Origin of the sequence: Limnofasciculus baicalensis BBK-W-15, assembly GCF_024178385.1 — a bacterium.
Taxonomy (GTDB): Bacteria; Cyanobacteriota; Cyanobacteriia; order Cyanobacteriales; family Coleofasciculaceae; genus Limnofasciculus; species Limnofasciculus baicalensis.
The window spans coordinates 1-3,012 of record NZ_JAMZMM010000537.1; the positions used below are offsets into that span (position 1 = coordinate 1).

Annotated in this window: 3 protein-coding genes; all 3 read right to left on the minus strand. The window is 71.4% G+C overall.

Annotated features, from left to right (window positions below):
- On the minus strand, window positions 1-1,352 hold a 1,352-nt coding region (locus NJ959_RS27800; protein WP_254015006.1), incomplete at its 3' end, for a phage tail protein.
- A complete protein-coding gene (locus NJ959_RS27805; RefSeq protein ID WP_254015007.1) occupies window positions 1,349-2,347 on the minus strand; it encodes a baseplate J/gp47 family protein in 999 nt (332 codons plus the stop codon). The genes NJ959_RS27800 and NJ959_RS27805, both read right to left, overlap by 4 nt.
- Window positions 2,348-2,377: 30 nt before the next feature.
- The coding region (locus NJ959_RS27810; RefSeq protein WP_254015008.1) for a hypothetical protein at window positions 2,378-3,012 on the minus strand (635 nt) is incomplete at its 5' end.

Consider the following 3,012-nt stretch of genomic DNA (forward strand, 5'->3'; position numbering starts at 1 on the left):
CCGTTGCCGGCCAGTCCGTTCGGCGCGGCCGGCAAGCTGATGCCGCCGGCGACATCGCCGACGATACGCCGGTCGACCGCACCGGCCGCGTCGACGCGGCGGCTGACCGGATGCGCGCCGACCGGGCCGGGGGCCGCATAGGTGAAACTCGCGAAAAACCGGGCATCGAAGCCGCTGCCGTTGGCGCTCGCGAGTTGGGCCGCCTGGGCGGCGCTGTCGAGGCCGATGACGAGGCGGCCGAGCACCGGATCGACCACGATCTCGCCGCTGCTCACGGCGCGACGCAGTCCGCCTTCCCAGGCGCAGAGATTGTCGCCGCGGTAGCGCCACAGCCACTGCGTCTGCGGTGGCGGCGGGACCAGCAGCGGCAGCAGGGTTTGCGGCAGGAACAGGTGCAGGCCCACGTCACCAAGATCAAGACCCGTCGGCGGCGACGCGGTCGCGTTGAAATAATCCACCTGTACATAAGATTCGGGATTGCCGGCGACCGTGCCGCTGTCCAGGCGCGCGCGCAGCAGCGGACCGGGAACCGCGTCGGCCTGCGTCAGCGGCGAGACGATGCCGCCCGAAGTGCCCGGCTCGAGAAAACCGGGCCGGCTGGTATTGAACAGCCGCACCGGCAGATCGAGCGGATGCAGGTCGATGCGTACGACGAAGCGCGCGAGGCCCGCGGGCGGCGGGCCGAGGTCGCTGACGCCCTTGACCAGCGGACGGACGCGCGGCAGTCGGTACGCGGCCAGGCGCCAGAGGAAGATCGCGAGGTTGGGCAGGTTGATATGGCGCTGATGGTCGATGCCGGGCTTGACGTCGGCGGTGTACATCAGCGGATCGAACGGCGTGCCGCGCAGGGCGAGCAGGGCCGGGTCGCGCAGCGGCGCGGTGCCGCCGCGCGGCACATGGAAGCGCGTCAGCGCAGCATCCGCGTACGGCGGCGCGCCGCCGGCGTCGGCGCGCTGGTGGTTGAGGTGCTGGGTCCAGCCGAGGTTCTGATACAGCTCCACCGCGCGGCAGGCCCAGCCGGTGAGGTTCACGGCGAGGCGCTCGATCGCACCGAGCGTGCCCTTGCGCCGGCGCAGTGCGATGGTGTCGGCGACGTCGGCGCGCAGGTTGCGCGCGTCGCCCTTCAGATGCGTGGTGCCGAGCAGGTCGGCGATGTAGGGAATGGCCCAGTCGTCGCAGGTCTCGATGAACAGGTCTTCGTAGAGCTGGCCGATGTTCGCGTGGACAGGATCGAACGCCGCCTCGACCGCGGCGAGATAGGCACGCAGCTGGCCGGCCGGCTGCTGTTCCGCATCGTAAGTGCGGTAGACCTCGGGCAGGCGCGCGAACAGCGGGACGGCGGGCTCGCTCATGCGCATTCTCCGGCGGTGGGGGCAGCGACGGCGGTCAGGCTCAGGTGCCGTGCATCCAGTTGCAGCAGTTCGTTCGCGGCGCAGGGCAGCGCCGCGGCGTTCGGCCGTGGCGCCGCCGGCAGCGGCAGCGTCGACGGGTCGATGGCGCTGGCGCTGAAGCGGCCCAGCGCGACGACCTTGCACCAGAGCACGCCGGCCACGTTCTGCACGCTGCCCTCGATACGGCTGGCGTACTCGCGCTCGCCGAGGCGGCGCGCGTGCAGGCCGAACAGGCCGCTGCGCTCGGTCGCGCTGTCGCCGACCAGGCCGAGGCGGGCGCGCAACGCGGCATCGACGTCCTCGGCGCGGCGCAGCGGATCGCGCGCATAGTGCAGATCGAGATAGGTATACCGTGGCAGCGCCTGCTGCACGATCACCGGGAAGCGGTCCGGTCCGCGGCAGCGCTGCAGGTGCGCCAGCGTGCCGCGCAGCGCGGCGAACTCGGCCTCGCGCCCGGCTTTGAGCATCACGCGCAGGATTACCGCCGGGATGCCCTGGTGCAGATCCCAGGCCGCGCTTGCGGCGACGACGCCAGGCAGGCTCAGGGTTTCGCTTTCGAAGTCGCCGAGGCTCACGAGCCGGCCCAGGCTTTGCACCTTGCCCGGTGCGGCGTCGCGCGCTTTGTCGCCGGATTCCGGCGCGGCGCCGCCGGTGACGATGCCGGCAAGGCTGACCTTGTCGAAGCCGGCCGGTCGCTCCGCCGCGCTCGGGGTCGTGCCGGGCTTGAGCGGCCCGAACGCGCCGCTGCCGCTGCGCCAGCGCGCAGTGACGTTCTTGAGGCCCGACGGCAGGCGCGAACCGTTCACGTTGTCGCCGAACTGCACGAAGCTGCGGTTCTGCGCGTCCTCGCGCACGATGTAAACCGGCTCGGCCGGGCCGCGGCCGAAGAAGCTGTCGACGCGCTCCCAGCGGCGTCCGTCGACGTAGACCTCGAGTTCCGGTACCTGCGGCGGCATGCCGCCGGCCGCGACGAAATAGGTCAGCGGTTACTTGGGCAGCACGAAGGTCTGCCAGCTCTGCCGTGCATCGCCGTTGCCGAGCACAGCCTCGCGTTCGGCCTTGCCCTGCGAGGCATCGACGAGGTTGCCGTAGACCTCGACGCTCGGCGCTTCCTCGTCGAAGTCGGCGCGCTTGAACGGTGCCGGTGCGCGGTCGAACGACAGTGCCCAGACGCGCGCCTGGCCGTCGTCGTCGGCAAAGTCGGACGCGTCGCTGGTGCAGGTCAGCGCGACGCTGCGGCCGTCGGCGTGCGACAGGAACAGGCGGCGCCGGGCCAGCGGCCGCGCCTGGGCTGCGGTGCCGTAGTAGTACAGCGCGTTGCTGCCGTTGGCGTAGGCGCCGGCGGCGGGCCTGGACACGGGTTTGATGGTCAGCGCCGGACTCGTGATCTCGAGAATCCGGTAGTCGCGTACGTCGCTGAGCAACTGGTTCTTGCTCGAATGGCGGGTCAGCGCCCGGTCGAGCAGTACGAGCGAGCTGGCGCCGGTGAGATTGCCGAAGCCCAGGCTCGCACTGCGCACGCGCTCGATGCGGCGCACGAGACTGGGCGCGACCGTGGTGCTGCCGGCGATGACGCGCGTCTGCACGGCCACCTGGCGGCCGGCGCGCAGGTCGGCGATTT

What these genes read in the sequence shown, in the direction of transcription:
- NJ959_RS27805 (WP_254015007.1), bottom strand. Translation starts at nt 2,347, where the DNA reads ATGCCGCCGCAGGTACCGGAACTCGAGGTCTACGTCGACGGACGCCGC.